This is a genomic window from Anabaena sp. FACHB-1237, assembly GCF_014696225.1.
Taxonomy (GTDB): Bacteria; Cyanobacteriota; Cyanobacteriia; order Cyanobacteriales; family Nostocaceae; genus FACHB-1237.
This window is the reverse complement of record NZ_JACJPV010000014.1, coordinates 26993-53431: the sequence shown is the minus strand read 5'-3', so window position 1 is coordinate 53431 and position 26439 is coordinate 26993. Positions and strand designations below refer to the sequence as shown.

At 35.7% G+C, this 26439-nt stretch carries 18 protein-coding genes, 1 tRNA gene and 1 pseudogene; 13 read left to right on the top strand and 7 right to left on the bottom strand.

Going from position 1 to position 26439, the window contains the following annotated elements; genetic code table 11:
- The first annotated feature begins 114 nt into the window (after nt 1–114).
- From fdxB to H6F32_RS09535, 4 genes are all read left to right on the top strand, one after another.
- Nucleotides 115–408 carry a ferredoxin III, nif-specific gene (fdxB, locus tag H6F32_RS09550; protein WP_190369098.1) on the top strand — a complete coding sequence of 98 codons (294 nt, stop codon included), beginning with the start codon at nt 115–117 and terminating at the stop codon, nt 406–408.
- A 394-nt stretch (nt 409–802) separates the two neighbouring features.
- A complete protein-coding gene (locus tag H6F32_RS09545) occupies nt 803–1735 on the top strand; it encodes a cytochrome c oxidase subunit II (protein WP_190369097.1) in 933 nt (310 codons plus the stop codon).
- 7 nt (nt 1736–1742) lie between these two features.
- Nucleotides 1743–3383: a cytochrome c oxidase subunit I gene (gene ctaD / locus H6F32_RS09540; RefSeq protein ID WP_190369096.1), complete on the top strand. Its 1641-nt coding sequence runs from the start codon at nt 1743–1745 to the stop codon at nt 3381–3383.
- A gap of 314 nt (nt 3384–3697) precedes the next feature.
- Nucleotides 3698–4285, top strand: coding sequence for a heme-copper oxidase subunit III (locus tag H6F32_RS09535; RefSeq protein WP_190369095.1), 588 nt, complete (start codon nt 3698–3700; stop codon nt 4283–4285).
- 435 nt (nt 4286–4720) lie between these two features.
- On the opposite strand, the gene H6F32_RS09530 is transcribed toward H6F32_RS09535, so the two are convergent.
- From H6F32_RS09530 to grpE, 3 genes and pseudogenes are all read right to left on the bottom strand, one after another.
- Nucleotides 4721–4794: transfer RNA gene (locus tag H6F32_RS09530), tRNA-Pro, on the bottom strand.
- Nucleotides 4795–4943: 149 nt separating this feature from the next.
- Nucleotides 4944–5309 (bottom strand): DUF1818 family protein, encoded by a 366-nt coding sequence (locus H6F32_RS09525; protein WP_190369094.1) that lies wholly within the window; start codon nt 5307–5309, stop codon nt 4944–4946.
- 439 nt (nt 5310–5748) lie between these two features.
- Nucleotides 5749–6420 (bottom strand): annotated as a pseudogene (grpE, locus tag H6F32_RS09520) (nucleotide exchange factor GrpE).
- A 312-nt stretch (nt 6421–6732) separates the two neighbouring features.
- Here grpE and H6F32_RS09515 point away from each other — a divergent pair.
- The 5 genes from H6F32_RS09515 to H6F32_RS09495 all read left to right on the top strand — a co-directional run bounded on the left by H6F32_RS09515 (nt 6733) and on the right by H6F32_RS09495 (nt 15405).
- A complete protein-coding gene (locus H6F32_RS09515) occupies nt 6733–7530 on the top strand; it encodes a DUF928 domain-containing protein (protein WP_190369092.1) in 798 nt (265 codons plus the stop codon).
- A gap of 31 nt (nt 7531–7561) precedes the next feature.
- Nucleotides 7562–9790 (top strand): CHASE2 domain-containing protein, encoded by a 2229-nt coding sequence (locus H6F32_RS09510; protein WP_190369091.1) that lies wholly within the window; start codon nt 7562–7564, stop codon nt 9788–9790.
- A gap of 60 nt (nt 9791–9850) precedes the next feature.
- Nucleotides 9851–10663, top strand: coding sequence for an MBL fold metallo-hydrolase (locus H6F32_RS09505; RefSeq protein ID WP_190369090.1), 813 nt, complete (start codon nt 9851–9853; stop codon nt 10661–10663).
- Nucleotides 10664–11640: 977 nt separating this feature from the next.
- Nucleotides 11641–13359 (top strand): diflavin flavoprotein, encoded by a 1719-nt coding sequence (locus H6F32_RS09500; RefSeq protein WP_190369089.1) that lies wholly within the window; start codon nt 11641–11643, stop codon nt 13357–13359.
- Nucleotides 13360–13692: 333 nt separating this feature from the next.
- Nucleotides 13693–15405 (top strand): diflavin flavoprotein, encoded by a 1713-nt coding sequence (locus H6F32_RS09495; protein WP_190369136.1) that lies wholly within the window; start codon nt 13693–13695, stop codon nt 15403–15405.
- A 233-nt stretch (nt 15406–15638) separates the two neighbouring features.
- On the opposite strand, the gene H6F32_RS09490 is transcribed toward H6F32_RS09495, so the two are convergent.
- A complete protein-coding gene (locus H6F32_RS09490) occupies nt 15639–16433 on the bottom strand; it encodes an SDR family oxidoreductase (protein WP_190369088.1) in 795 nt (264 codons plus the stop codon).
- 687 nt (nt 16434–17120) lie between these two features.
- Here H6F32_RS09490 and H6F32_RS09485 point away from each other — a divergent pair.
- Complete coding sequence (locus tag H6F32_RS09485; protein WP_190369087.1) at nt 17121–18569, top strand: glycoside hydrolase family 13 protein; 1449 nt, start codon at nt 17121–17123, stop codon at nt 18567–18569.
- Between the two features lie 47 nt (nt 18570–18616).
- On the opposite strand, the gene H6F32_RS09480 is transcribed toward H6F32_RS09485, so the two are convergent.
- The 3 genes from H6F32_RS09480 to H6F32_RS09470 all read right to left on the bottom strand — a co-directional run bounded on the left by H6F32_RS09480 (nt 18617) and on the right by H6F32_RS09470 (nt 21724).
- The gene (locus H6F32_RS09480; protein ID WP_190369086.1) at nt 18617–18862 is read right to left on the bottom strand and encodes an HNH endonuclease; all 246 of its coding nucleotides are present in this window, start codon (nt 18860–18862) and stop codon (nt 18617–18619) included.
- Between the two features lie 34 nt (nt 18863–18896).
- Entirely contained in the window at nt 18897–19250 is a 354-nt protein-coding gene (locus H6F32_RS09475) for a KGK domain-containing protein (RefSeq protein WP_190369085.1), read from the bottom strand.
- A gap of 89 nt (nt 19251–19339) precedes the next feature.
- The gene (locus tag H6F32_RS09470) at nt 19340–21724 is read right to left on the bottom strand and encodes a dynamin-like GTPase family protein (RefSeq protein ID WP_190369084.1); all 2385 of its coding nucleotides are present in this window, start codon (nt 21722–21724) and stop codon (nt 19340–19342) included.
- A gap of 530 nt (nt 21725–22254) precedes the next feature.
- On the opposite strand from H6F32_RS09470, the gene H6F32_RS09465 reads away from it, so the two are divergent.
- The 3 genes from H6F32_RS09465 (at nt 22255) to zwf (ending at nt 26345) form a co-directional block, all read left to right on the top strand.
- On the top strand, nt 22255–23106 hold the full coding sequence (locus tag H6F32_RS09465; protein WP_190369083.1) for an alpha/beta fold hydrolase: 852 nt from the start codon (nt 22255–22257) through the stop codon (nt 23104–23106).
- Between the two features lie 100 nt (nt 23107–23206).
- Complete coding sequence (gene fbp / locus H6F32_RS09460) at nt 23207–24265, top strand: class 1 fructose-bisphosphatase (RefSeq protein WP_190369082.1); 1059 nt, start codon at nt 23207–23209, stop codon at nt 24263–24265.
- Between the two features lie 550 nt (nt 24266–24815).
- Complete coding sequence (gene zwf, locus H6F32_RS09455; RefSeq protein ID WP_190369081.1) at nt 24816–26345, top strand: glucose-6-phosphate dehydrogenase; 1530 nt, start codon at nt 24816–24818, stop codon at nt 26343–26345.
- Nucleotides 26346–26439 lie beyond the last annotated feature (94 nt).

Genomic DNA, 26439 nt, shown 5'->3' with positions numbered 1-26439 from the left:
GTCATCAAAATTTGATAAAAATGTTAAGTTTTTTGATGGAAAATTATCAATATTAGGCTAGGATAAAGATGGAATAATTCACTAATATGTAGCGAAAATTGCTGAGGAATAATTATGGCAGCATTAACCGGATTGACTTTTGGTGGTGGTAGTTGGACTCCTAAATTTGCCCAAGAAATAGATAAGGATAAATGTATCGGTTGTGGCAGATGCATTAAAGTATGTGGCTACAATGTTTTAGGTTTGATGGCTTTAAATGAAGAAGGCGAATTTGTGGAAGATGAAGATGATGAGGAAATTGAACGTAAGGTAATGGTAGTTGCACATCCAGAAAATTGTATTGGTTGTGAAGCCTGTTCTCGTATTTGTCCTAAAAATTGTTATACCCATTCCACATTAGATAAATAATGTGGGTGAATGTTAAGTATTATTAGCTAATTTAGAGGGGAAACTGCATTTCTATATAAATTTAACATAATTGAATAACTGTTTTACTTACCATAAATATAAATGAAAAATTGTAATTATTGTACCAGATTCCCGACTTCTTGAAGAAGTCGGTGATCTGAAATTATAGATATGAAAAAATATGGAAGTTTCTGCTATTTTTGCACAAATATAAGTTAGAAATTTAATAGTACCAATTAATAGCACAAAAATGTCCTGTAGGTTGAAAAACTTGCAGAATACACAGAAGTGATGATCATGTTTAATCTGATTTTGGCTATCGCTAATGTTAACTAAATGCTGATAGCTGAATACTCAATGATCGTAATTACAATTTACACAGCAGGTAGTATTCATGGAAAAAATTCCTATTTCGCTGTGGACACTTTTAGCTGGTTTGATAGTAGCAGCTATTAGTATCTCGGTAGGGCAAAATCATCATTTATTGCCAGAAGCAGCATCTCTACAAGCACCTTTGGTAGATGATTTTTTTAATGTGATGTTAACAATAGCGATCGCTTTATTTCTCATCGTAGAAGGAACGATAGTTATTTTCTTAATTTTGTATCGTCGTAAAAAAGGAGATAATAGCGACGGTGTACCCATTGAAGGTAACATTGGTTTAGAAATTTTTTGGACTGCAATTCCCACTATTATTGTTATTGGTTTAGGCATTTATAGTGTGAACATTTTTAACGAAATGGGCGGTTTTGGTGTTAGCAGTCATAGTCATTCTATGACACAAATGGCGATGAATGTCAGTGATCATAGCAATGAAGCTAATATTGGTTTTGGCGAAAATCCCCAAACTAAAAATAAACCTGCTGACATTATTGTAGATGTTCAAGGAATGCAGTTTGCTTGGATTTTTAACTATCCTGATACGGGAATTTCCACAGGAGAATTACACATTCCTGTGGGTGCGGATGTACAGTTAAATTTATCAGCAAATGATGTGATTCATTCTTTTTGGGTTCCCCAATTTCGACTCAAGCAAGATGCTATTCCTGGTGTTCCTACACAATTAAGATTTGTAGCTACTAAACCAGGAACTTATCCTGTAGTTTGTGCGGAATTATGTGGTGGTTATCACGGTTCTATGAGAACAGAAGTCATAGTTCATGAACCCAAAGATTATCAAAATTGGATAGCAGAAAATCAACTAGCTACCCAACCAGAAGTTAATCATTTAGTAGCAGTTAATTCTGAACAATTTCTTGCACCATACGAACAAGAATTAGGCGTAAAAGCAGCCACAATTCACTCATTAGCTATGAGTCATCAGTGAATTTATTATGATATCCAATCAACATCAAGCACCAACATTATTAATTAATAATGTTCATCCTCCCGCGTGGAAATTACGAGACTATTTCACATTTAATACTGATCATAAAGTGATTGGTATTCAATATTTAGTTACAGCCTTTGTTTTTTACCTGATTGGTGGTTTAATGGCTGTGGCTATTCGCACTGAATTAGCAACTCCAGAGTCCGATTTTCTTGACCCCAATTTGTATAATGCTTTCATGACAAATCATGGTACAATCATGATTTTCTTATGGATTGTTCCTAGTGCAATTGGTGGATTTGGTAATTATTTAGTGCCCCTGATGGTGGGGGCTAGAGATATGGCATTTCCTAAGTTAAATGCTATAGCTTTCTGGTTAAATCCACCCGCAGGATTGTTACTATTATTAAGTTTTATCTTTGGTGGTTCTCAATCTGGTTGGACTGCTTATCCTCCTTTAAGTTTAGTGACTGCTAATTATGCCCAAAGTTTGTGGATTTTAGCAATTGTTTTAGTGGGTACTTCTTCAATTTTAGGTTCTATTAATTTCGTCATTACTATTTTAATGATGAAAGTTCCTAGTATGAAATGGGATCAAGTTCCCCTATTTTGTTGGGCAATTTTAGCAACTTCTATTCTGGCTTTGTTATCCACACCAGTATTAGCTGCTGGGTTAGTTTTGCTATTATTTGATATTAATTTTGGTACGTCTTTCTTTAAACCAGATGCGGGTGGTAATGTGGTTATTTACCAACATTTATTTTGGTTTTATTCCCATCCCGCAGTTTATTTAATGATCCTGCCAATTTTTGGCATTATGTCGGAAGTAATTCCTGTTCATGCACGAAAACCAATTTTTGGTTATAAAGCGATCGCCTATTCCACTGTTGCTATTTGTGTGGTTGGTTTATTCGTTTGGGTACACCATATGTTTACCAGTGGTACACCTGGATGGATGCGGATGTTTTTCACTATTTCCACTTTAATTGTTGCTGTACCTACGGGGGTAAAAATATTCGGTTGGGTAGCGACTTTATGGGGTGGAAAAATCCGTTTTACTACAGCAATGTTATTTGCCATTGGTTTATTATCAATGTTCGTTATGGGGGGTTTAAGTGGCGTAACTATGGGAACAGCACCCTTTGATGTTCACGTTCACGATACCTATTATGTAGTAGGACATTTCCACTATGTTTTATTTGGTGGATCAGTTTTTGGTATTTATGCAGGTATCTATCATTGGTATCCTAAAATTACAGGAAAAATGATGAATGAAACCTGGGGAAGAGTACATTTTGTCCTTACATTTATTGGTACAAATTTGACATTTTTACCCATGCACGAATTGGGTTTAAAAGGAATGCCTCGCCGAGTTGCTATGTATGATCCGCAATTTTCCCATCTTAATCAAATTTGTACCATTGGTGCGTTTTTTCTGGCAATTTCGGTAATTCCCTTTATTTTCAACATGATTAATAGTTGGAAAAAAGGTGCATCAGCAGGAGATAATCCTTGGGACGCGTTAACATTAGAATGGACTACATCTTCTCCACCAATTATTGAAAATTGGCACGTTTTACCTGTGGTTACTCATGGACCTTATGATTATGGTCATAAATCATCAGGAGTCACTAAACTACAATGATTGGAAAATGATTGTTGGGTTTCACTTCGTTCTACCCAACCTCCTTTAAGATACAAGGTTGGGTTAAGCGACAGCGAAACCCAACATTTACAGCAGTTTCCGTTATTATGAGGTACAGATGTTAATGATAAAACCCCTGTAACACAGGCATCTTGCCTGTTCACAGTGTACCTCCTGTATATCTTGTAACACAGGCATCTTGCTGTGTTCATAGTGTACCTCATATAGATGGAATGTGCTGTATCAACAGGACAACCCAACATCACCTAAGATGTATTGATTGTATCTCTTTATTAACTAATAGGAAAAATACCATGACTGCCATTACACCACATCAAAATGATCATAGTGAACATCCAGATTTACGAGTGTGGGGATTATTAACATTTCTCGCGTCTGAATCTTTAATGTTTGGGGGATTTTTTGCTACGTATTTATTTTTTAAAGGTACTACATCTGTCTGGCCACCTCAAGGTACAGAAGTAGAATTATATGTACCCACAATTAACAGTATTATTCTAGTTTCTAGTAGTTTTGTCATTCATTTTGGTGATATGGCAATTAAAAGAAATAGTATAGGTTGGATGCGTTTTTGGTATATTATTACTGCTATAATGGGAGCAACATTTTTAGCTGGACAAATTTACGAATATATCAATTTAGGTTATGGATTAACTACTAATATTTTTGCTAATTGCTTTTATTTAATGACAGGATTTCATGGACTTCATGTATTTGTAGGCTTGTTATTAATTTTAGGTGTTCTATGGCGTTCTTTTAAACCAGGACATTATTCTGCTAGTAAACACATTGGCGTGGAAATGGCAGAAATTTACTGGCATTTTGTGGATATTATTTGGATTATTCTCTTTACTTTGATTTACGTTCTTAGCATTTTTTAATCATGATATAGGACTCGTATTAAAATTTTGGGACTTGCTGAATTAGTATTGTAGGGTGCGTCAGACTCCATAAATTCCATCAATCAACAGATTTATAATACAGCACATTCCATCTATATGAGGTACACTGTGAACACAGCAAGATGCCTGTGTTACAAGGGTTTTATCATTAACATCTGTACCTCATAATAACGGGAATTGCTGTATCTGACGCACCCTACCTATCTTTCCATGAATCAAATATTACTCCTATATTGCCGAATGCTGTTTCAGCAACACTAATTTTATTAATAATTCGGGAATAAGCTGTTGTGCTTTTAATTTGGATAATAGATGCAAGCAAGATGCTTGCACATATTCCTACTATTTAAACCTAATACCAAAAATGTCTAACATAAACCGTAAAAACTAAACACAGTCAGGGTTTGAAATAAATCGGAGCGGCGGGATTCGAACCCACGACCTCCACTACCCCAAAGTGGCGCGCTACCAAGCTGCGCTACGCCCCGCTCACTCAATCTTAATTTAGGTTATACTTAACCTTTGGTTTGGGGATTTTGCCAAAGTATCTAACGTAAATCTGATCAAGTCACTTTTCTAAAGTTATCATAAGTTTAATCAATTGTCAAGAGGTTTATCAAAAAATCCCCAAAATGTTTCAGAAAACTGTTAACGTAGATAATGCTTGCCATAATTGAGGAACTGACTCAGGAAGCCATTCACCTTCCACACCACGCCCTGTAAGCAGAATAAATCGCAAACTGTAGGCATGAGAATAACCTTCCACTTCCATCCACAATAAGTCACTTTCCGCTTCACAAGCAATTTTCTCTTCATCCATTAATTCTGTAGATAAATGCTTTATACTATTTACAAGCTGTTGTAATAACCGAATAAAATCGTTTAATTCTGCTTCTGTTAATTCTATTGCCCAATCTTCCGTGCCAATTAATCCTTTAAATACTTGAGCATTTGGATTCCAGCCTACTCGCCAACCAGTACCGCTTTTAACTAATTGTTCCATTGGTTTTTGTTTAGTGAATTTTTTGATAAGAAAAAATATTTATTAATAGTTCTATAAGTATATTACGTTGAAGGCAATCAAGTTGACTAATATACCTGTGGTGAAAATTACATAAGCGTTTTGTAAAACCTTTGTAGAGACGTGATATAGAACGTTTTTACATTAATTAACACCAAATGTATAGTGACTTGGCGATCGCCTGCTAAAGGATGTTCTTGTAAACTTTCAGCAGCAGGATCAATTTCATCATCTTAGTTAGCTATGTGGTAGCGGAAATAAGTTAATTATTCCAGGTAGGCCATAATAGCCGAACCTGGTTGTGATCAGTAGACACCTACAATAATTAAAATTATCTGACAGTAGATAAGGCTTCTGACCTGATTTTTGGAGATGTCCAGTAATAATTAATCAGTAATTGATTAACTATGAATCGTGATTTTTATTCTTCTTGTGGATCTGAGTTTGAAGATACATCTTCTGGAGGTGCTGCTACTTTGACCATCGCATGACGTAATACGCGATCGCCAAAATAATAACCTCTGACTAATTCTTCTAAAACCGTTCCTTCTGGATGTTCATTGGTTGGTTCTCTCATCACCGCTTCATGCAAATTAGGGTCAAACACTTGACCTTCTGGACGCATTGGTGATACCCCTAAACGTTTCAAGGAATCTACTAATTGTTTATAAACTCCTTGATAACTTTTGTGAATTGCCATTTCACCTTCCTTTTGGGGTTTCAGATGCGCTCTAGCTCTTTCAAAATTATCCACTACAGGCAGCAATTCGATAATTGTATTGCGTTTTACCTGTATGTCTAATTCTTCTTTTTCTCTAGAAGTGCGTTTGCGATAATTTTCAAAATCTGCTGCAATACGCATATATTGAGTATTACGATCTTCTAATTGCATCTTGAGAGATTCAATTTCCTGGGCTAATTGTGCTAATACAGCAACATTAACTTCTTCTGACTGTACCGCAGTATCGCCACTGTCTTCTGTCAGCGTAGAATTTTCCTGTTCTTGAGATGTGGTCACTGTTTGCTGAGTAACCTCACTTTCAGGATGATTAAGTTTAATTTCAGACGTGGACTCACTATTCATTATTTACATCACCTTTGTTGGCTAACCCAATTCTTGGCTAATATAGTTTACCTGTTTATTTTCATTTATCACTATCTACTTATCCATATCCGATACTTTTTTACTAGATAGTTCTAATAAATACATTAGTTTTCATATTTTCCCGAATTATCAGTATAAATTAATTTCCGTAAACGGATTATTTGCGAGATATGATACCAGTTTGGATGGTTAGGACAGAAAGTTAAGAAACGTTACATAACTAATTTTTCAGTAAAGTGGTCAAAAAATCAAGAACCCTGATACAATAGGTCAAGAAAGTAAAAATTAAGAGACAGTGCCATGAAGTTACAAAAATATATTCAACCCCTGGGTAAGTTGCCCCTTGTACTTGTTCCCAGCTTAGTAATTTTATCAGCATTTCCGGCGCAATTATTAGCACAGTCATCGCCAATGCAAATAAGCCTCAAATTTCCCCAAGCAGAAGATAGGGGCGCACCTGACAAAACCATCGGCGGAGGACGAAGAGGTACTTCTTGTATAAAATTAGACCCAGGTAAGCCATCTTTAACAGCTTTGATGCCCAATAGAAAGAATACAGGTAATACCGCTAAGGATGGAACTAGCTTGTTTGTATACGTTCCTAAAAGTACAGCGAAAACTGCGGAGTTTCTCGTAATGGACGAAGAGGGAGAGGAAATATATAAACAAGAATTAAAGATGACTGGTACATCAGGAATTATGAAGGCATCAGTACCAGAAAAAGTACCGTTAAAAGTAGGCAAGAGCTACACATGGTATTTTACGATAGTTTGTAATCCCGAAGATTCCAATAGCAATGAGTCTGTAAAAGGGATGATCAATAGGGTAGCCTTAAAACCATCTGAACAAAAATTACTGCAAAATAAGGACTTGTATAAACAAGCAGAAATCTATGCCCAAAATAATTACTGGTATAACACTTTAGAGGCTATGATGGAAATACGGAAAGAAAAACCTAATGAATGGAGAGAATTATTATCATCAGTAGGATTGAAAGAACTAGCAGATGCACCAAATTTGAGTGAAACAACACCAAATAAACCAAATTTGAGTCAAACAACACCAAATAAACCAAATTTGAGCAAACCAAAACCTTAATTGTAAATTAATTCTCAGATGATATAAAAGTATGAAATCCCAAGAGTGGAAAAATTGGTTTTGGCAATGGCGGGGCGTATGGATGGCTACACCTGCGATCGCAGGTCTAGTGATCCTGCTCCGCTTTATTGGGTTATTGCAGGCATGGGAGTGGGGAGCTTTTGATCAATATATGCGTTGGCGATCGCCTGCAGGAAAGGATAATAGAGTAGTAATTGTAGGTATTACTGAATCTGACTTGCAAACATTAGAGCAATCTAGTGTGAACGATGCTAAACTAGCAGAACTGATTAATAAGCTTAAAGCTAGACAACCAAGAGCGATTGGTTTAGATGTATATCGTGATTTGCCAGTAGAACCAGGATCAAAAGAACTAGCAAAGGTATTTAACAGCACACCCTATTTAGTAGGGATTCAAAAAGTAGTCAAAGATGACTTAGGGAATGTAGTTGCGCCACCACCAATATTAAAAGCTAAAAATCAAGTAGGATCAAATGATTTAATATTAGATGCAGATAATAAAGTTAGAAGAGGGTTTTTCTATTTAAAAGATGTCAAAAACAATGAAACAGTATACAGTTTCGCCCTACATTTGGCCTTACTGTATTTGGATAAAGAAAAGATTAGTGCTAATGAGAAATGGCAAATAGGGAAAGCCAAATTTTCGCCTTTAGAAGAAAACGATGGTGGTTATATTAGAACCAACAACAGTGGCTATCAAATATTAATTAATTATCGTGGGGGTAGTAACTATTTTGAAACAGTCACCATGACAGATATTCTCCAAAATAAAAAACCTCAAGATTGGGGACGCGATCGCGTAATCTTAATTGGATATGCTGGAGATAGTTTCAAAGATTCCTTCTTTACACCCTATAGTAGTAGTTTAATTGGTTCACCATCGCCAATGAATGGAGTAGAAATCCATGCTAATCTAGCCAGTCAAATTATTAGCGCGGCCATGGAAGATCGTCCCTTATTTAAAAGTTGGACAGAGCCACAAGAATATTTATGGATCTTATTATGGAGTGCTATAGGAGCTACATTAAGCTGGTTATTAAGATCAGAAGAATTTTCCGTGAAAAAAACCAGTACCTTTCTACTAGCATTTATTATACTCATCGGCAGCACCTATATCGCCTTCCTGTATGGTTGGTGGTTGCCCATAGTGCCAGCATTTATAGCTACAAGTGGTTCTATGCTCACCATTACAGCTTACATTGCTCGCAGTGCAGGTGATATTAGAAAAATTTTCGGACGCTACCTTACAGATGCCGTAGTTTCTAACATCTTAGAAAACCCAGAAGGACTAAAATTAGGAGGAGAACGGAAAGAAATTACTATTTTTACCTCGGACTTACGTGGTTTCACAGCCACGTCAGAAAGACTTCAACCAGAAGAAGTTGTAAAAATACTTAACTTTTACCTAGAAAACATGGCCGATGTGATCACGAAATATCAAGGAACAATAGACGAATTTATGGGTGATGGTATTCTCGTACTTTTTGGCGCACCCACAACCAGAGAAGATGATGCTGTCAGAGCAGTAGCCTGTGGTATAGAAATGCAAATGGCCATGGTGAAAGTCAATGCCCAAATGAAAGAATGGGGTTTACTACCCTTAGAAATGGGAATTGGCATCAATACTGGTGCTGTAGTAGTAGGAAATATTGGTTCAGAAAAACGTACCAAATATGGTATAGTCGGAAGTCAAGTCAATCTGACCTATCGCATAGAATCTTACACCATTGGCGGACAAATATTTATTTCTGAATCTACATTTAAACAAGTAGAATCAATAGTGAAAATTAACAGTGAACGTCAAGTTACACCCAAAGGAGTTAAAGAACCAATTACAATTTATGAAGTGGGTGGTCTTGCCGGAGAATATAACCTGTTCTTATCACAAGAAGAAGAAGAATTATATACTCTTCCTGAACCAATTGCTTTCCAATATGCCAGTTTAGATGGTAAAGATATTAGCAATAAAGCGCATAAAGCCAGTGTAATTAAACTATCACTGCATGAAGCTGAGGTAATTATAGATAATTATCCAGAACAGTCTCCACCTCCAGGATTAACCAATCTAAAAATTAACCTTTTAGCAACCACACAACCAGGAGAAAATGAAGATATTTATGCCAAGGTGTTGGAGAAAAAATCAGACAGTGGTAAATTCTACATTTATTTTACACTCAAACCACCTGCCGTCACTAGCAAGTTTAATACCCTCATAGAATTAGCAAAAACAACCCACTAAAGCTAAATTTGATAGCTAAGAGATCATAGCTACTACATTAACAATTAACAAGTATTAAAGATGACAAAATTAATCTTCCTAGGTTCTGGTTCGGCGTTTACTGTAGGTACTGACAACTTTCAGTCCAATATTCTCATAGTCAATGAACAAAACCAAAAACTCCTGGTTGACTGCGGTACAGATATTAGGTTTTCACTACATCAAGCGGGTTTTTCCCATCTGGATATTACAGATATTTATATTAGTCATCTTCATGCTGATCATGTGGGTGGATTAGAATATATTGCCCTTAGTACATTTTTTGACCCTCGTTGTCAAAGACCAAGATTATATACCAGTAAAGATATTGCCAGTGATTTATGGGATAGAACCTTATCAGGGGGGTTAAGATTTATCAGTGGAGAAATTGCTGAATTGGAGAGCTTTTTCGCTATGGAAAAACTTAAATACGAAGGTTCTTTTTTCTGGCAAGGAATAGAATTTCAATTAGTGACAGTGACTCATGTTGATAGTGGTTATTATCTTATGCCATCCTATGGTTTATTTTTTGAAGTGGAAGGTGTGAAAATATTTCTCACGACGGATACCCAGTTAGTGCTACATCAAAATAGACGGTTTTATGAAGAAGCAGACCTCATTTTTCATGACTGCGAAACCTCCCTTTATCCTAGTCCAGTTCATGCTAGTTATAAACAGTTAACTAAATTACCTAACTCTTTGAAAAACAAAATGTGGCTCTATGGTTATCAACCTACAGTTTTACCTGACGCTGAAAAAGATGGCTTTTTAGGGTTTGTGAAACGTGGCCAGATTTTTGAATTTTCTGCTTTGGAATCTGTGGTTAGTTATCAACCTTCAGTTGTTAGTTATTAATTACTATCATTAATTACAAAATATCTTTTTATTTACTATATTTACTATTTTGGTCTATCGCTAATTTCCAGCCATATTAAGCTGTTGTGCCTTTAACTTGAATAATTAATACAAGCAAGATGCTTGTGCTACTGTAACTTCAGGTTTTTTATTTATACAGTGAGTGCTGCACATTAGCTTACTATTTTTTAATAGTTGTTTAATAGTTTGTAAATAGTTTTTAAAAACTATTTCTTCAGTATTTTCAAAGTATTTATAACTACCTACAACAAATAGTTAAAATAAATTATAATATCTTCCACATTGTACACTATAAAAATCATACAAAAAGAGGGGTTAAATGTCAAGAGTCTGAAACCCTTGAAAACTCGTAGGGATTATTGAGAATATTGTCAAGAATCTTGAGAATATACCCGACTTTTTCTCAATAAATTTCTTTATGTTTTTTTAATAATTATGGATAAATACTTAATTCAGTATTGTGATGGTATTTATGAATACGATGTTGTTTAGATTATTGTTATAGTAAAGCTCAAATTTTACACTATAAAAATCATACAAAAAGAGGGGCTAAATGTCAAGAGCCTGAAACCCTTGAAAACTCGTAGGAATTATTGAGAATATTGTCAAGAATCTTGAGAATATGATCAATAAGTTGTGAATAAATATTCTTTATATTTTTTTAATAATTAGGAGTGAGTAAGGGTTTAACATATTAAACCCCTACAATTAGTCTGGAGTAAGTAGTGATAAAATCAGTCCCTTAAAACCGACTTTTTAGATAAGGAATTTATTCCCTGGGTAATAAGTAACTAATATCAATCTGGCTAATAGTTGACCACTGATAGCAGATAGCATCATTAGCAACAAATATTAGTTTCATAAATCTATTATTAATTACAGCTTTATTAAAGATTTATCGAGAAAATGGGAGCAGAATAAACGACTATTAATTTTGAGACTAGGAAAGTATAATAATGGTAACGATCGCAGGAAATATCGAGCATCGGTTAACTATACAAACTGTAGAAATTGCCCCTAATACCACAGCAATTCGTTGTCTGGACTGGGACCGCGATCGCTTTGATATTGAATTTGGTTTGCAAAATGGTACAACCTATAATTCTTATTTAATTAGAGGAGAACAAACAGTTTTAATTGATACTTCTCATCAGAAATTTCGTCAACTTTATTTAGATACCCTCAAGGGTTTAATTAATCTCAAATCTATTGATTATATCATTGTTAGTCATACCGAACCTGATCATAGTGGTTTAGTGGAAGATGTGTTAAGATTAGCTCCTAGAGCCACTGTATTAGCTTCTAAAGTAGCATTACAGTTTTTAGAAGGATTAGTTCATGAACCTTTTTCTAAACGAATTGTCAAAAGTGGCGATCGCATAAATATTGGTAAAGGTCACGAAATTGAATTTGTCAGTGCGCCTAATTTACATTGGCCTGATACTATATTTAGTTACGACAAAAAAACAGAAGTAATTTATACTTGTGATGCTTTCGGAATGCACTTTTGTGATGATCGTACTTTCGATGAAAATTTAGAAGCAATTGAGACAGATTTTCGTTTCTATTATGATTGTTTAATGGGACCAAATGCTCGTTCATTATTAAATGCTATGAAAAAAATGAACGAATTAGGAAATATTAAAATCATAGCTAATGGTCATGGTCCTTTACTTTATCATCATTTAGAAGTATTAAAAGATTGTTATCATAATTGGAGTCAAAAACAGGCAAAATCAGAAACTACGGTAGGATTATTCTATGTTTTTGGTTATGGTTTTAGTGATCATCTAGCTCATGCTATTGGGGACGGGCTGCAAAAAGCTGGTGTGGGTGTAGAAGTATTAGATTTGAATACAGCAGACATTCAAGAAATCCAAGAATTAGCAGGCCGTGCCACAGGTTTAATTGTAGGTATGTCTCCTACCAGTGCATCCACAGCACAAGCTGCCATTAGTTCTTTATTAGCAGTGGCTAAAAATAAACAAGTGGTAGGTTTATTTGAATGCTATGGTGGTGATGATGAACCTATTGATACCCTAAGACGTAAATTTATAGATTTAGGCATAAAGGAAGCATTTACAGCAATTCGTATTAAGGAAACTCCCACGGCAAATACTTATAAATTATGTGAAGATGCAGGTCATGATTTAGGACAGTTGTTGATTAGAGAACGGAATATTAAGCAAATTAAGTCTCTTGATGTAAACATGGAGAAAGCATTAGGTAGACTTAGCAATGGTTTATATATAGTTACAGCTAAAAAAGGTGAAACTAATGGAGCAATGATCGCTTCTTGGGTAGTACAAGCTAGTTTACAGCCATTAGGTTTTACTATTGCTATAGCTAAAGATAGAGGGATAGATAGTTTGTTGCAATTAGGGGACAGGTTTGTTTTGAATGTTTTAGAAGAAAGTAACTATCAAGACCTGAAAAAGCATTTCCTCAAGCGTTTATTACCCGGTACAGATAGGTTTACAGGAGTGAGAACCCAAATTGCCAAAAACGGCTCACCTATCCTTACAGATGCGTTAGCCTACATAGAGTGTGAAGTAGTGAAAACTATGGAATGTAGCGATCATTGGATCTTATACTGCGTTGTTGAAGATGGCAAGGTATCCAACCCAGATGGACTTACAGCAGTGCGTCATCGCAAAGTAGGGAATTACTATTAACAGGAGATCGAGGAGTCAGGAGATAAAGAAGTCAGAATCAAGAGTTTTCTCCCTGTTTCTTGTTTGCTGCACTTATTTTTTAGAAAGTCCTAATTAGGGTTTTCTAAATAAAGCTAATACTATCAAAAACCTATTTCTCAGATGTGAAACTATTTTAATTCTTTCTTACAACTCCTAACTCCTTGATCTCCTGACTCCTCAAATTACTAAATTCTTTTCAAGAGTTAATAATTAATTATCATGCCAATTCCAGATTCATTTTCTCACGCTGTAACATCAGCTAAAAATTGGTTTTCTCAAGTTTTCTCTGCACCCCAAACATCCTCCAATTCTATGATAAATTCCAAACCAAGAGATGTACAAGTAGTCCCCATTGCTACAAATACTAAAGTTTTAAGATCCCGTAGTTGGTCGCGTTTACGGTTTGAAATAGAATATGCACTTTGCAGAGGAACTACTTCTAATAGTTATTTAATAGCAGGGGAAAAAATTGCTATTACCGATCCCCCACCAGAAACTTTTACGGAAATTTATCTCCCAACTTTACAACAAACAATTCCTATTTCTCAGTTAGATTATGTCATTTTAGGACATTTTAATCCTAATCGTGTTCCTACATTAAAAGCCTTATTAGGAATTGCTCCCCAAATTACTTTTGTTTGTTCTCTTCCCTGTGCAAATAATTTAAAAGCAGCTTTTCCTAACCAAGATATTAGAATTTTCACTATGCGAGGTAAGGAAACTTTAGACTTAGGAAAAGGTCATATTTTAAAGTTCTTTCCTACTCCTAGTCCTCGCTGGCCAGAAGCACTTTGCACTTATGATGAAAAAACCCAAATTCTTTACACAGATAAATTATTTGGTGCTCATATTTGTGGTGATGAAGCCTTTGATGAAAATTGGGAAACTTTCAAAGAGGATCAACGTTATTACTTTAATTGTTTAATGGCTTCCCATGCTACCCATGTAGAAACTGCTTTAGAAAAAATCTCTGATTTTCATGTGAGAATGTATGCAGTAGGTCATGGTCCAGTAGTACGTCATAGTTTACTAGATTTAACTAAGTCCTACGCTGAATGGAGTCACGCTCAAAAGTCCAGAGAAATATCTGTCGCTTTATTGTATGCTTCTGCCTATGGTAATACTGCTACATTAGCACAAGCAATATCTTTAGGATTAACAAAGGGTGGAGTAGCGGTTAAATCTATTAATTGTGAATTTGCACCTCCTGAAGAAATTCGTGAAACGTTAGAAAATTGCGATGGTTTTATCATAGGTACACCAACTATAGGGGGTCACGCACCCACACCTATTCATACCGCGTTAGGAATTGTCTTAGCAAGTGGCAATAATAGTAAACCTGTGGGAGTATTTGGTTCTTATGGTTGGAGTGGTGAAGCGTTAGATTTGGTAGAAGGTAAATTAAGAGATGCTGGTTATCGTTTTGGGTTTGAGACTTTAAAGGTTAAGTTTAAGCCTGATGGAGTTGCGCTGAAATACTGTGAGGAAGTGGGTACAGATTTTGCTCAAGCATTGAAGAAGGCTAGAAAAGTGCGAGTACCTCAACAAGCAGCTACACCAATGGAACAAGCGGTAGGCCGCATTATTGGTTCTGTGTGTGTTATTACTGCTAAACAGGGAGATTTTTCTACGGGAATGATGGGAGGTTGGGTGTCTCAAGCGACGTTCAACCCCCCAGGAATTACGATGGCGATCGCTAAAGATCGAGCCATAGAATCTTTACTCTACCCCGGCGGTAAATTCGCGCTGAATGTGCTTCCAGAGGGCATTCACACCGAGTATATGAAGCATTTCCGCAAAAACTTCGCTCCGGGAGAAAATCGCTTTGCTAACTTCTCTACAGCCGAAGCGGATAATGGTTGTATAATTCTTACTGACGCACTGGCATATTTAGAATGTACTGTACATGAACGAATGGAATGTGGTGATCATTGGGTAATATATGCCATTGTAGAAAATGGTAAGTTATTACAACCCGATGCTATCACAGCTATTAACTATCGCAAAACAGGGACGCATTATTAAGGACTGCTGTAGGGGCGAACGGCTGTTCGCCCCTATAGCAGTCAGGAGATCAAGAAGCCCGACTGGGAATGAATTCCTGTTGTTACAAGGGTTTTATCGTTAACATCTGTATCTCATAATAACGGAAACTGGTGTAATTGTTTAAATCCTTAGTTTACTAAAGTAAACTTTAGCTATTAGTTCTGGGCGGGCGTGGAAGCCAAACCAATAAAAACATCCTTATTAACTAATGCTTACACGGAAGCAGTATGAGGAATTGATTTTTTTGGTCTAGCAATGTGTAAGATCATTTCCATTAACCAAGGAGCAAGACGTTGACACCATACGGCTAAGTGAGACTGCCATCCTACTAAAATCTCTGGTACGTTATTTTGTATTCCTCTCACTAGTGCCTGGGCGACTTGTTCAGGATTCATAGCAATAACGCCATGAAATAATTTGAGGTTTTTTGTCATGTCCGTATCTGTAAGGGAAGGTAGCAAAGCAATAACACGGATATTATGTTCTGCCAGTTCTTGACGCAATGCTTGAGTAAAACCGACAATGGCGAATTTTGTCGCGGAATAGGTGGCCATGGTAGGGGCAGCCACTTTTCCCATGAGACTGGAAACATTAACAATGATCCCTTGTTTTTGACTAGCCATACGACGGGCTATCAAATTTGTCAGAGTGTACATTCCCAACAAATTAACAGATAATTCCTCTTGTAATTGGGGAATTTTTGATTGTAAAAAACTATTTTGATGGGCAACTCCAGCACAATTTACTAGTAAATGAATTGGTCCATAATTACGCCAGAGTTGGGCTATGGCTATGTTGACATTTACTGTATCAGTCAGGTCTAAAACCATAATTGTGGTTTCTACTCCCAAGGCCGCAATTTCTTGAGAAACCTCGGTTAATTTTTGACGATCGCGTGCTATTAATATTAATCTTTGCATTCCTTGTTTAGCTAATTCTAAGGCGATCGCCCGCCCAATTCCACGAGAAGCACCAGTAATTAAAGCAACTTTTCCTTGAATATTCATCGCTTTTTACCTCTAAATTCTCTGTCTTCTGTTTTTCTTTGTTGCTATTAACAGATAAGACAATTCATGATTGTAATTTGGTCGGGTATCAGTAATCAGTTTTCAGCTGTGGATAGATAGGTTTTTCATCATTAGTAAGACTATGGGCAGAATGGATAAAGCTCATTATTTTATAACCTCTCTTTAATTTGAGCAGTTACCAGTGCTGTCGTATTTACATACATTAGCAGTTAAATGAAGTTATGACAACATTTTTTAATAAGTATTTCTTAACAGACAATTAGGACAAAATATATAGCACTTAACTGTTAACAGTTAACGGTTAACGGTTAACAGATTGATTACTGACTGCTGAAAGCTGATTTCTGATCACTGAAAGCTGATTGCTAATGATAAGTTTTTCTTAACAATAGTTAATAAATGTATAGATTTGATCACAATTATGATATTTTTGTAACTAATATAACTAAATTTAATCTCAATTTCATCGGAAATAAATATTTAGAAATACTAAAATTTAATGCAAAATCCTAAGTAATAGTAGCAAGTGACACAATTTAGTAATATGATCAATAGATATCTGGTGTGAATTAATGTAGAGACCTGATATAAAATGTCTCTAGAAGGGTTTTAAACAACGCACATTTAATTTTCACCAGATGTCTAATAAGAATAGAGTAAAAATGTATGACAATTCAAACACCAGATTGGGTTAAACACGCCGTTTTTTATCAAATATTTCCTGATAGGTTTGCCAGAAGTGAACGTTCTCGTCAGAGTTACATCAATAATGCGAATTTAGAAGATTGGGAAGCACCACCAACACATCAAGGTTATAAAGGAGGAGATTTTTGGGGAATACTAGAAAAGCTAGATTATTTGCAAGATTTAGGAATTACAGCAATTTACTTTACACCTATTTTTCAGTCTGCTAGTAATCATCGTTATCATACCCATGATTATTATCAAATTGATCCCATTTTAGGAGGAAATGATGCCTTTAGAGCATTTTTAGATGCTGCCCACGAAAAAAATTTAAAAGTGGTATTAGATGGAGTATTTAATCATTCGAGTCGAGGGTTTTTCTACTTTAATGATGTATTAGAAAACGGTCCTAATTCACCTTGGTTAAATTGGTTTAGAATTATTGGATGGCCACTTTCTCCTTATGATGATACATTACCAGCAAATTATGATGCTTGGGCAGGAGTCAGATCATTACCAGTATTTAATCATGATCATCCAGATGTGCAAGAATATATTATGCAAATCGCCGAATATTGGTTAAAATTCGGCATTGATGGTTGGCGATTAGATGTACCATCTGATATTAAGACTCCGGGATTTTGGCAACAATTTAGACAGCGAGTTAAAGCAGTTAATCCTGATGCCTATATAGTAGGAGAAATTTGGGACGATGCGAGTCAATGGCTAGATGGAACCCAATTCGATGGAGTCATGAATTACCTATTTAATGAAGCTGCAATTGCTTTTGCAGTGGGCGATCGCACAGTTTTAAAGCATGTACAATCCCGCAATTATTTCCCCTATCCAACAATTAACGCAGTTGGCTATGCGGATAAAATTGACAAGCTACTCAAACTATACGATTGGCAAATTCAACTAACACAATTAAACCTTCTTGGCAGCCATGATACCACTAGAATTATCACCATAGCTGATGGCGATCAAAAAAGTGTAGAATTATGTACGTTACTACTATTAACATTTCCTGGGGCTCCCAGCATTTACTATGGGGATGAGGTGGGATTACCAGGAGAAATAGATCCAGATTGTCGGCGAGTATTTCCTGTAGAAAGTGCATGGAATCAAGACATTTATCAAACCCATAAACAATTGATCGCATTACGTCATAAATACATAGCCTTGAGAGTAGGAAACTATCAAACAATTCATGCAGAAGCATCAGTTTATGTACTTACAAGAACTTGGGAAAATCAAGAATTAATTATTGCCATTAACGTGGGAGAAGAAGCAGCAACAGCAGATATTGATGGTAGTAAATTACAAAATCAACCAGATAAATTATTGTTTGGAAAGGGTGCAGTTAAATGGGATGATCAGAAACATTTACATTTAGCAATTCCTGCACGTACAGGTTTGATATTAGGTTAATTTACCTCTGGCTAATCCTCTCCTGATAGGAGAGGAACGTTAGGTTCTTAAATGTGAAAATTTCGACGAAAACGACGATCAATCTTATTTGTTTTCCGTTGATTACAAGTTAAACACAAAGTTTGTAAATTACTAATATGGTTTTTTCCACCACGAGATAAAGGGATAATATGATCAATACTGAGATTAACTTCTTGGGAATTTTTACCACAGCTTTGACATTGAAATTTATCTCTTTGGAAAACGTAACTTCTCACTTCTGATGGTATGGGAATACGAGGAGTTTTATTCATGATTTTATTTCAAGTCACAGAGAGAAAATCGAGTTTATGATGTGGTTTCGTTGATCATTCTTCGTAAATCATCCAGTGGTGATTCTGGTTCATCAGGAGAAAATTCTATAATAACTTTCATTCTTAACTTTCCTGATTGCCAATTTTTACTAGGTTGTAAAATCTGACAGTCAACACCTTTATCCAACCAATTAGAACTATCTTTAATGGATGGTAGATTACGACTGTTTATAGATTTTAGTTGTTCATTTAATTTGTTTAAACTACCATTATCTAAAATAACTCTTGATAAAGCTAAATCCAATTGACTAACTTTTACAATATAACCGTTAAAATCAATTACGATGTCACCTTGATCACAATTTAAAATTTTAAAATTATCTTCCATTTTATTTCTTCCTTTGTCTATTTGTATGAAACATTAAAATTATCCCAAGATTACCGACTTCTTGAAAAAGTCGGTAGTCTAAAACACTATTATAGGTCTTCCATCTCAATTACTGGTAGTAAATGTTCATATAACTGCATCCCTTGTAAACAACTATTAATCCCCAAAACCGCCATATTATATTCTTGCATTTTGCCCCGAACTTGAGTTAACAACCTTTGATTATTCGCAATCTTTTCTTCCACTTCCTGTTGCAAGGTATTTTCTAAATAAGCCTTAGCATGAGGATATTGTTGTAATATATCATCTGCTAATTTTTTCCCCATTGGTAATAACTGGGTTTTGATAGTTTGGTTGATAGTTTGTCGAAAAGATTGACGAATAGTATAGGAGACTTTCGGTTCAAAATCTAACTTTAACAATTGTCTAATTGCAGGTTCAGCATCAATCACACTTTCTGCATCGTAACCTTGAGAAGTTTGTTCTAAGACTTGTCTAAATTGATAAATAGAAAATGTTCCTTCATTATAAAATCTAGGACTTTCTCTCACAAACCTATCACATTCTACTCTAGCAGCACTAACTAACGCTTGAGAAATTACCTTTTCTATCAGTCTAATTTCTGCTTCAATTCCGCCATCATTGCCTAATAAACGACACAATTGCCGATAAAATTCTGCTTTTCTCATCTTATCCATAATCTTATTAAATAGATTACAAATTACCTGTTCACAAGATTCCGTTAAAATATCTTCCAATTGATTTGATAGATAATAAAAAGCCTCCACCAAAATGGCTAATAATGGTGCAGTAGCATTTCTAGGATGACTTAAAGTTGCCCGACGATAAGCATCAGGAACGGAAAATGTATCCAGTAATTCATCTAATCTGCGAATCATTCTCGACTGTAATTGACGAAAATCATTTTCAAAATCTTCGCAATTATTGTTAATTAATTTGTTGATTTCATCATTAATATGATCACTAAAATCTCTCCCCACTTGTTGAAGTTGCTGATTTAATTTTTGCAACTCATATTCTTTCATACTTTCGATTTCTCGCGGTTGACTATCCAAGTCTATTTGTATATTTTGATAGTATTTTTTTAGTTTAATACAAATATCTTCTAAATCATCCGCAAGGTTCTTAAATAACTGGGGACGTTTTTCTTCTGTCAGATATTTAGTAATGGCATTTCTAAACTCTTCAATACCACTATCTTGAATTAATTGCTTAATTAATTGTGTTCCCTGTTCAGCTAAAATTCTCACATAGTTTTCATTGGGAGTTTCATAACTATTCACAGAAATTCTAAATTGACTAGGAGACAATTTTCCAGAATTAGCACAATAACGGTTAAATTCATTGACAAATTGTGGGGTTTCTTCTCTACCATCTAAACCTTTAACACTTGCAGCAAAAATTGAATCTAAACCAAATCTATCTGCTATACTAGTGTGTTTCAATTGACTACCATAAAATCCTAGTAAACCACTGGTTTTATGCACTCTCTTGCTATCTCGAAATTGCCCATTAATTAAGTCTTCTAATCTTTGTCTAAGTTGGTTATTGTACCAAGTTTCATCTATCCTATTGAAAATATAAAATACCCTATCCCTAATTCCGGTATTTTCCCGCATAGTTTCTAATAGTTCAGTTTCTTCTTTTGTCATATCTCCTGCAGATGCTGGTTTAAGAACACAAACTACTGCGGATGTATCTGGATGTTGAATTTTTGCATAAGTTAATTGTGCATCTTTGTCCACTGGTGCATCAATTCCTGGTGTATCAATGATGATATTACCATCTTCTAAAAGTGGATGATAACAATAATATTCTATTCTTTTTAAAACCGCACTATTACTACCTCTTCTGGCGTAACTAGCAGCTTCTTTAAGGTTATTAAAATCAAATTGCTCCATAGAATAAGTAGCATTATTCATGCTATTAATTCTATCTTGATTGTCCATATATCCTTCTAATAACAAAGTTAATGCTTTTGCTTGTTTAGCACGTTCTGATTTACTTTCTCCTCCTTCTTGTTGAATAATTACTTGACAACCTTTATTTAGTAAATCAATTACATCTTTTTCATGAATATTATTAACAGAATTAAATCCTAATTGTTGACATAAAAAAACCACTTGTTCTTGAATTTCTAACTTACTCAAAAAGGTTAAAACTACTTTTTCTTGATTTAATGCTGCATATTCAATTTTACATTCTGTTCCTGTGGCGTGTCCTTCTGCACTATATAACAATTCTCTCTCTAATAAAGCGTTAATTAACATTGATTTTCCCGCGCTAAAAGCACCAGCAAATACAATTTCAAACCGAGGAGAAATAGCTTTATCTAATGATATTTTAACTGCTGTGATATCTTGCGATCGCAAACTAGGTTCTTGATGTAGCAGTTGAAAAATTTTTTCCACTTGTGCTTGTAATTGCTGGCATTGAGGTAATAAAGTTGACATAGTGGTATCATCGAAAGTATTTACGGTTATGGAAAGATTATACATCGTTCATATTCATCGTGACTCTACTCAGATCACCGACTTCTTTAAGAAGTCAAGGATCTTTTTGTGTAGAAAATATTGTATTATTTTATTGACATTTTGTAGTATGTATAATACTATAGATGTAGTAATATATTACAACCTCTAGGTTAAATATCAGCATAATTTAATTTATGTAATTTATGTAATTTATGTAAATCTCATGAGATTAAAATTCAAAAGAGCCAGAGGATCAGGAATAATAGAAGTAGGAAGTAACTCTCATGGGGATTAAATTTATTCAGTCTTGACATAGTAAAACAAAATTTAACCAGTTTAAGCAAAAAAGTTAAGTGCAATGCTGATAACACAGATACAGTATGGTGTTACTTAGTCAGTAAATTTTTATACTTATTTAATAGATACCCGATTTTTTAGAGAAATCGGGTATCTTGACAAACTAAGCTATTTATTGTCAAATAAAAATAAATTTGGTGAATGTTAAACCAATGTCAAAATTTGCAGATCAACCCTATTTTTTCACACCCCAAACAGTAAATTTACAATATCCTTTGTTGATTTATTTACCAGGAATGGATGGTAGTGGTAAATTATTCACAAGACAAATACCAGATTTAAGTAAGTTTTTTGATATTCGTTGTTTAGTAATTCCTACTAATAATAACAGTGGATGGGATGATTTAACCACAGATGTTTTAAATTTGATTCATGCAGAGTTAGAAAAAAGTAGTTTTCGTCCTGTGTATTTATGTGGTGAATCTTTTGGTGGTTGTTTAGGACTGAAAATAGCTTGTAAATCACAAAATTTATTTAAACGTATTATTTTAGTTAACCCTGCATCAGTCTTTTCTTTATTACCTTGGTTTAGTTTATTGACAGATGCTTGTCAATTTGTACCATCGTTTTTATTTGATGTGGGGGCTTTGGGATTATTACCGTTGTTAGCGAATTTGGAAAAAATAGAAGCAAGCGATCGCCAAAATTTATTAAATGCAATGCGTTTATTACCTCCAGAAATCATTAATCATAGATTATGTATGTTAAGAGATTTTAAGATTAGTGAAGTAGAATTAAAGAAAATAGAGCAACCAGTATTATTAATTGGTAGTGAGAGCGATCGCTTATCACCTTCGCTTAGTGAAGTAGAAAGGCTTAATCAAATATTACCTAATACTCAAAAATTTATCTTACCAAATAGTGGTCATGCTTGTTTATTAGAGACACAAGTTAATTTATATCAGATATTGATAGAACATAGTTTTTTAACAAGTGAACAACCACAACAGATGCTAGAATTAACTAGCAGTATCACGGACTTCTTAAAGAATTCGGGGATCTGATTATTTCTGATTCTTTAGTTTATATAAAATCATATTTAACTTATCACAATAGCTTTTTAAGATAGAAACGGGAAACTATCACCACAAACAAAGGATAGCAATGACAGAAACACCACAAAATTCCACCACCAATAAACACCCAGATCAACACCTAGATAAAACCCTAGATCGGGATTGTACCACCCTCTCTCGTCATGTACTGCAACAACTTCAAAGTTTTGGACCAAATGCACAGGATTTAAGTGCATTAATGAGCCGGATCGCTTTAGCAGGTAAACTCATCTCCCGTCGCTTTAGCCGTGCTGGTTTAATGGAAGACGTGCTAGGATTTACAGGAGAAGTAAACGTACAAGGCGAATCAGTCAAAAAAATGGACATTTACGCCAACGAAGTATTTATTTCCGTATTTAAGCAAAGTGGCCTAGTATGTCGGTTAGCATCGGAAGAAATGGAACAACCGTACTACATCCCTGAAAATTGTCCCATTGGACGTTATACCCTCTTATATGACCCCATAGATGGTTCATCTAACACAGATATAAACCTCAGTTTAGGATCAATATTTTCCATTAGACAACAGGAAGGAACAGACTTAGATGGAGAAGCTAAAGACCTCCTCCAAAATGGACGTAAACAACTAGCAGCCGGATACATATTGTATGGACCTAGTACAATGCTAGTTTACACCATTGGGAAAGGGGTACACTTCTTCACCCTTGATCCCAGTTTAGGTGAGTTTATTCTCACACAAGAAAACGTTAAAATACCCAATCACGGTGGAGTATATAGCGTCAATGAAGGTAACTTTTGGCAATGGTCAGAACCATATAGAGAATATATTCGTTACGTTCACAGTACAAAGGGCTATAGTGCGCGTTACAGTGGAGCAATGGTCAGTGATATCCACAGAATTTTAGTACAAGGTGGTGTATTTCTTTACCCAGGAACCATAGAAAAACCCCAAGGTAAATTAAGGTTATTGTATGAAACAGCACCATTGGCATTTTTAATAGAACAAGCCGGAGGCAGTGCCAGTACAGGAGAAATAGATATTTTAGAAGTAGTTCCCACAAAACTACATCAACGCACACCATTAATAATTGGTAGTCCAGAAAATGTAGAAAAAGTTAAATCTTTTGTTAAAGCTGTAGAGGTTTAGCAACGCTCATGGGTGTCAATTTTTTAAGTTACAGATCGCTTATTTGTTGTCTTGCATACCCGCCCAGAAATGAACTATGGCTTACGCACGCCCTGGGGCTAATAGCTAAAGTAAACAATTTAAAAATCTTCTGCTTATTTAGTCATCTTTAGATGAATTTTGCTATTAGACACAGTAATTTATTGCCAGTCCGGCTATGGGTGTTAGGTTAATTTGACACTTATGGACACTGCTAAACCGATACTATCATGACTTATAGGGTCAATATGAAATTGACCATATAGATACCATCAGCACTGCCAAACCCCTACCATCAGTCATCAGCTATCACTTAATACTGTTTATAAACTGAAATTAAGGTATTGTCTATGAGGTAATAGGTAATAGTTCTCAGACAAATCAATCAGTTTTGAGACTCAGTAATAATATCAGGAATAATACAAATTACCTGGAATTGAGTCGCTAGTTAGTTCACAGTGATTACTACCATAACCACAAAATCTACCACTGCTAAAGTAAAACTAACTCTAAATCTAAAAGCTAAAGTCCTATGATCAATTTGTTAGAAAATCCCCTGCGTCTTGGTTTGCAACAACAAGGGATGCCAGAGCCCCAAATAATTGTTATTTTTGGTGCTTCAGGCGATTTAACTTGGCGGAAATTAGTACCCGCATTATTCAAATTACGTCGAGAAAGACGCATTCCTCCAGAAACTACCATTGTGGGGGTTGCGCGTCGAGATTGGAGTCATGAGTATTTCCGTGAACAAATGGAAAAAGGCATGAAAGAAGCCCATGCTAAAGTACCTTTAGGAGAACTGTGGGAAGATTTTTCCAGAGGTTTATACTATTGTTCCGGTGATATTGACAACCTCCAAAGTTATCAAAAACTCAAGAACTTCCTAGCAGAATTAGATTCGCAACGGGGAACACGAGGAAATAGAATGTTCTATCTTTCCGTAGCCCCTAACTTCTTCCCCGAAGCCATTAAACAATTAGGATCAGCGGGGATGTTAGATGATCCTTACAAACATCGCCTAGTCATAGAAAAACCCTTTGGCCGGGATCTGTCCTCAGCCCAAAGTCTGAACCAAGTAGTACAAAAGGTATGTAAAGAAAACCAAGTTTATCGGATCGATCACTACTTAGGTAAAGAAACAGTACAAAATTTATTAGTGTTCCGCTTTGCCAATGCCATTTTTGAACCATTATGGAATCGGCAATTTGTGGATCATGTACAAATTACCGTAGCAGAAACCGTTGGGGTAGAAGATCGAGCAGGATACTATGAAACTGCTGGGGCTTTGCGGGATATGCTGCAAAATCACCTCATGCAGCTTTATTGCTTAACCGCTATGGAAGCCCCAAATTCAATGGATGCCGATAGTATCCGCACAGAAAAGGTGAAGGTTTTACAAGCCACTCGTTTAGCAGATGTGAATAATCTCAATAATTCTGCCATTCGTGGCCAATATAGTGCCGGTTGGATGAAAGGTCAACCAGTGCCAGGATATCGCCATGAACCAGGGGTAAACCCCAACTCCACCACACCAACTTTTGTGGCCATGAAGTTTATCGTGGATAATTGGCGTTGGCAAGGTGTACCTTTTTACCTGCGAACTGGAAAACGGATGCCGAAAAAAGTGAGTGAGATCGCTATTCACTTTAGAGAAGTACCTTCGAGAATGTTTCCTTCAGCTGCATTACAAAGAAATGCCAACGTTTTAGCTATGCGGATACAACCGAATGAGGGTATTTCTTTAAGGTTTGACGTAAAAATGCCTGGTGGTGACTTCCGTACTCGTTCTGTAGATATGGATTTTACTTATGGTTCATTTGGCATAGAAGCGACTTCTGATGCTTACGATCGCCTATTCTTAGATTGTATGATGGGTGATCAAACCCTGTTTACCAGAGGTGACGAAGTAGAAGCAGCATGGCAAGTCGTTACACCAGCATTATCAGTATGGGATATGCCCGCAGATCCGGCCATAGTTCCCCAGTATGAAGCGGGAACATGGGAACCCACAGAAGCAGAATTATTACTTAACCAAGATGGCCGCAGTTGGCGCAGACTCTAGGTAAGTGCGGAGTGTGGAGTGCGAAAATTCTTTATTCTGACTCCTGTACGGGCGAACGGCCGTTCGCCCCTACTGACTCCTCGATCTCCCGACT

Coding starts and splice junctions, on each gene's coding strand:
- fdxB (WP_190369098.1), top strand. CDS start 115: ATGGCAGCATTAACCGGATTGACTTTTGGTGGTGGTAGTTGGACTCCT.
- H6F32_RS09545 (WP_190369097.1), top strand. CDS start 803: ATGGAAAAAATTCCTATTTCGCTGTGGACACTTTTAGCTGGTTTGATA.
- ctaD (WP_190369096.1), top strand. CDS start 1,743: ATGATATCCAATCAACATCAAGCACCAACATTATTAATTAATAATGTT.
- H6F32_RS09535 (WP_190369095.1), top strand. CDS start 3,698: ATGACTGCCATTACACCACATCAAAATGATCATAGTGAACATCCAGAT.
- H6F32_RS09525 (WP_190369094.1), bottom strand. CDS start 5,309: ATGGAACAATTAGTTAAAAGCGGTACTGGTTGGCGAGTAGGCTGGAAT.
- H6F32_RS09515 (WP_190369092.1), top strand. CDS start 6,733: ATGAAGTTACAAAAATATATTCAACCCCTGGGTAAGTTGCCCCTTGTA.
- H6F32_RS09510 (WP_190369091.1), top strand. CDS start 7,562: ATGAAATCCCAAGAGTGGAAAAATTGGTTTTGGCAATGGCGGGGCGTA.
- H6F32_RS09505 (WP_190369090.1), top strand. CDS start 9,851: ATGACAAAATTAATCTTCCTAGGTTCTGGTTCGGCGTTTACTGTAGGT.
- H6F32_RS09500 (WP_190369089.1), top strand. CDS start 11,641: ATGGTAACGATCGCAGGAAATATCGAGCATCGGTTAACTATACAAACT.
- H6F32_RS09495 (WP_190369136.1), top strand. CDS start 13,693: ATGATAAATTCCAAACCAAGAGATGTACAAGTAGTCCCCATTGCTACA.
- H6F32_RS09490 (WP_190369088.1), bottom strand. CDS start 16,433: ATGAATATTCAAGGAAAAGTTGCTTTAATTACTGGTGCTTCTCGTGGA.
- H6F32_RS09485 (WP_190369087.1), top strand. CDS start 17,121: ATGACAATTCAAACACCAGATTGGGTTAAACACGCCGTTTTTTATCAA.
- H6F32_RS09480 (WP_190369086.1), bottom strand. CDS start 18,862: ATGAATAAAACTCCTCGTATTCCCATACCATCAGAAGTGAGAAGTTAC.
- H6F32_RS09475 (WP_190369085.1), bottom strand. CDS start 19,250: ATGGAAGATAATTTTAAAATTTTAAATTGTGATCAAGGTGACATCGTA.
- H6F32_RS09470 (WP_190369084.1), bottom strand. CDS start 21,724: ATGTCAACTTTATTACCTCAATGCCAGCAATTACAAGCACAAGTGGAA.
- H6F32_RS09465 (WP_190369083.1), top strand. CDS start 22,255: ATGTCAAAATTTGCAGATCAACCCTATTTTTTCACACCCCAAACAGTA.
- fbp (WP_190369082.1), top strand. CDS start 23,207: ATGACAGAAACACCACAAAATTCCACCACCAATAAACACCCAGATCAA.
- zwf (WP_190369081.1), top strand. CDS start 24,816: ATGATCAATTTGTTAGAAAATCCCCTGCGTCTTGGTTTGCAACAACAA.